Here is a 4,001-nt window from a genome sequence, read left to right as displayed (position 1 = left end):
CGCCTCGGTTAGTTCGGGTGCTGCCTGCGTGATGGCTTGTGTTTTTGTGCTGAGGCTAAAAGCGTCTCGATCAAAAGAGAATGGAGCGTTGTTCATGCAGGGTTGGTTGCGACAGATGTGTGCTCGCGGGCTTTTGAATATGCTCTCGCCGATATCATTGTCGATGCTATCAACAATGAATGGCGTTATTTTATAGCCCCCATTGGCAAAGGTTGCATAGCCTGCGGCTACGTCGAATGGCGTCATTGCATAGCTGCCAAGTGCGAGGGAGAGATCTCTTGGGAGTAGCGTAGGGTCAACCCCGAATCGTGCAATATCTTTTGTGGCCGTGTTGATGCCAATGCTGCGCAAAACTCTTATGGATACGAGATTGCGTGATAAATAGAGTGCTTTGCGTAAGCGTGTTGGGCCATAAAATTTCCCGCTTGAGTTCTCTGGGCGCCATGTGCTTTCGAGTTGGTTGTCGTCGAAAACAACGGGAGCGTCGTTGATGAGTGTTGCTGGCGTAAATCCGTTTTCTAATGCAGCGGTGTATAGGAACGCTTTAAAGTTTGATCCGGGTTGCCTCTCTGCTTGGATAATGCGGTTGAAGCTGCTGAGCTCGAAGTTGTAGCCACCGACAAGTGCTACAACCTCCCCTGAAAATGCGTCAATAGAGACAATTCCTGATTGTGCTTCGGGGATTTGGGTGAGCTTCCAGTCGCCGTTGGTGTTTTTAAGTAGGCGAATAATGTCGCCTGCTTGAAAGAGTGGGTGCGGCGTTTCTGGGGCAGATTTTGTAGCGTTTTCGCTTTGATAGAGGCGTAGTTTTTCGGAGAGTGTCGCCCACGAGACGGTGGCGGTCTCGTGGGCCGATAAATAGACTTCAATAGAGTCGTCGTTAACCTTTGATATGAGCGCTGGTGTTAGATTGTAGGCTAGTGGCCGCTGTTTAAGGGCTTCGAGCTGTTGTTCTAGGCTGGACTTTCCGATGCGGCGCTCGGGCCCGCGGTAGCCGTGGCGTTTGTCGTAGGTTATGAGTCCGGTGCGAACAGCTTCTTGTGCGCTGGATTGGAGTTTACTGTTTATCGATGTGTAAATGCTGTAGCCGTCGGTATAGGCTTTGGGGCCTAATAAGTTTATTGCTTGTTGGCGTGCAATTTCTGCAATGTAGGGTGCGTTAAAGTCTAGCTGGTGTCGATGATATTGTGCGGTTACGGGTTCGCTGAGCGCTTGCCTTAAAGTGTCTTCATCTATCTTCCCTATACCCATCATGCGGTGGAGTATCCAGTCACGTCGCTCCTTGGCTCGCTCTGGGTTGCTAAGGGGGTTCCAGATTGAAGGGGCCTTATAGAGTCCTGCAAGTGTGGCAAGTTGTGCTGTGCTTAGAGCTCTTACATCCTTTCCGTAATAGGTTTCGGCGGCGGCTTGGATGCCGTAGGCCCGACTCCCCATAAACATAACGTTAACGTAAAGTTCCAGAATTTCAGATTTATCGAGTTCCTTTTCAATCCTAATCGCTAGTAGTATTTCATTAAACTTTCGTTTGAAGTGCTTCTTTTTGTTGAGGAAAAAGTGGCGAGTAACCTGCATGGTGATTGTTGATCCGCCGGATTTTTTTTCGCCGGTGATCAATAAATGTGAAGCGGCTCTCATAAGCCCTTTTATGGAAACGCCGTTATGAGAGTAGAATTCTTCATCCTCTGCAGCAAGCAGGGCATCGATATAGCGTTCGGGGATGTCGTGGTAGCGAATTGGTGTTCTGCGCTGTTCGCCGAATTCACCAATAAGCTTGTTATCTGCCGAATAAACTCTTAACGGGGTTTGGAGTTTTACTTCCCGAAGACTTTCGACAGAAGGTAATGCCGGGCTGAGATATAGGTACATCCCTGCTAAGCTTAGGGTAGTGCCGCCGACCAAGGTCAATGCGAGCCAAATAATAATACGTAATAATGATTTAAGCATTGTCTTTGCAGGTATAAACGACAGCAAGCGTCGTTTTAGAGTTAACCGTGATGTACGAGGGCTTCACAGTATATAGCCTTTTACATCTCTGCATAGGTCGAGTACTGTTGCAGGTGCGAACTCAAGTGCTATAACATTAACAGCAGCTCAATAGCGGATAAGAATATTAAAATGAGTGTTCTCAGCTTTCTAAGCAAAAAAAGCAAGCCGTTACTCGGTTTGGATATCAGCTCGACGACAGTAAAAATGATAGAGCTCACTAGGCATGGCGACAGCTATCGCGTGGAAAATTACTCTGTCAGACCTTTACCTCCAGGCGTCGTTGTTGAAAAGAATATCAGCGATGTTGATGCGGTGGCTCAAGTTGTTAAGGCGACGATACAGCAGGCGCGTACAAAGGTGCGTGATGTTGCGCTAGCCGTACCGGGCTCGGCTGTGATTACAAAAACCATTGAAATGCCAGCTGGCCTGACCGATGACGCAATGGAGCTACAGATTTCATTGGAGGCTGATCAGTATATTCCTTATCCTCTGGAAGAGGTTTCGATCGACTTCGATGTTCTTGGTCCGTCTGAGAAATCACCGGAGCAGGTCAACGTCTTGTTGGCGGCTTGTCGCAGCGAAAACGTTGAAACACGTGAAGCCGTCATGGAGCTAGCAGGGCTTACTGCAAAAGTCGTTGATGTTGAGGCTTATGCTTTGGAGCGTTCCTTTGATTTACAGGCAGATCAAATCGAGGGCGCTTACGATAAAGTCATTGCTATTGTTGATATCGGTTCAACTATGACTACGCTCAGTGTGTTGGTTGAGGGAAAGATTGTTTATGCTCGTGAGCAGTTGTTTGGCGGCAAGCAGCTTACCGAAGAAATTCAGCGTCGATACGGTTTATCTGAAGAGGAGGCCGGCCTGGCGAAGCGGCAAGGTGGTTTGCCTGATGATTATGAGGCTGAAGTACTTGAGCCGTTCAAAGATAATGTCGTTCAGCAGGTGACGCGTTCGCTACAGTTTTTCTTTTCATCGAGCCAGTACCATGAGGTTGACCACGTATTGCTTGCCGGGGGTGTTGCTTCAATGGATGGCTTGTCCGACATGGTTGAAGATAAGCTTGAAACACAAACCTCTGTTGCTAACCCTTTTGCCAATATGTCGGTATCTTCGAGAGTGAATTCTGCGGCGTTGGCTAATGATGCTCCTTCATTAATGATTGTGACCGGTTTAGCGTTAAGGAGTTTTGATTAAGATGGCTAGAATTAATTTACTCAGTTGGCGTGAAGAGTTTCGTCGAGAAAAAAAGCAAGAATTTATATCACACTCCGTTTTTGTTTGTATTCTGGCTGGCATTGCTGCGTTTATTTGGGTTAGCGTTGTGAATGGCGCTATTGATAATCAAGAGTATCGAAATAAGCTGTTAAAAGATGAACTTGCTGTTTTGAATAAGCAAGTGGCGGAGATTCAGGAGTTAAAGCGAAAGCGAGAAGACTTGATTTCACGTATGCGGGTTATTCAAGATCTTCAGGGGACTCGCCCGGTTATTGTTCGCTATTTTGATGAGTTTGTTCGTGCCATCCCTGATGGTGTATTTATTTTGTCGATGGTAAGAAAGGGAAATGGCATTACACTTGACGGTGTTGCGGAGTCTAATAGTCGGGTGGCATCACTAATGCGTAATATCGATAATTCGACATGGTTTTCTGAGTCTAATCTCAAATCTGTGACGGCGGACCCAGCTTATGGCGAGCAAGCGGTGCGCTTTTCTGTAGTATTAAACACGGTTGTCCCTTCTAGCGAAGACGATAAAAATAAATAGAGGGGGGCGTATGGCAAATTTAAATGAGTTGGTTGAGCAGCTTCAGGGTTTTGATGTATCTTCGCTCGACTGGGACCGGGTAGGTGTTTGGCCTTTCGCCGGCAGGGTCTTTATCTGGATTGCTGCAATCGTTCTGATTATTGTTGGCGTTTTTTTCTTGGTTGTTAAAGATAAAAACACCCAGTTAGAGGTTGCAGCGAGGAGTGAAGTTACCTTAAAGAAAGTTGCTCTAATAATTGGTAACTATACC

At 46.8% G+C, this 4,001-nt stretch carries 3 protein-coding genes and 1 pseudogene; 3 read left to right on the top strand and 1 reads right to left on the bottom strand.

Annotated features, from left to right (window positions below):
• Positions 1-1,944: penicillin-binding protein 1A (locus AC3A8L_RS10715; protein ID WP_487962246.1), on the bottom strand; the 1,944-nt coding region annotated here is incomplete at its 3' end.
• Between the two features lie 171 nt (positions 1,945-2,115).
• Here AC3A8L_RS10715 and AC3A8L_RS10710 point away from each other — a divergent pair.
• The 3 genes and pseudogenes from AC3A8L_RS10710 to AC3A8L_RS10700 form a co-directional block, all read left to right on the top strand.
• Positions 2,116-3,183 carry a pilus assembly protein PilM gene (locus AC3A8L_RS10710; protein ID WP_487962245.1) on the top strand — a complete coding sequence of 356 codons (1,068 nt, stop codon included), beginning with the start codon at positions 2,116-2,118 and terminating at the stop codon, positions 3,181-3,183.
• Between the two features lies 1 nt (position 3,184).
• On the top strand, positions 3,185-3,751 hold the full coding sequence (locus AC3A8L_RS10705; RefSeq protein ID WP_487962244.1) for a PilN domain-containing protein: 567 nt from the start codon (positions 3,185-3,187) through the stop codon (positions 3,749-3,751).
• 10 nt (positions 3,752-3,761) lie between these two features.
• A pseudogene (locus AC3A8L_RS10700) lies at positions 3,762-4,001 on the top strand (hypothetical protein); the annotation flags it as partial.

The organism is Marinagarivorans sp., from assembly GCF_982758155.1.
This window is presented reverse-complemented; position numbering and strand designations above follow the sequence as displayed.

Bases quoted from the DNA above. Each gene is read 5' to 3' on its own strand.
- AC3A8L_RS10705 (WP_487962244.1), top strand. From the start codon at position 3,185: ATGGCTAGAATTAATTTACTCAGTTGGCGTGAAGAGTTTCGTCGAGAA.
- AC3A8L_RS10710 (WP_487962245.1), top strand. From the start codon at position 2,116: ATGAGTGTTCTCAGCTTTCTAAGCAAAAAAAGCAAGCCGTTACTCGGT.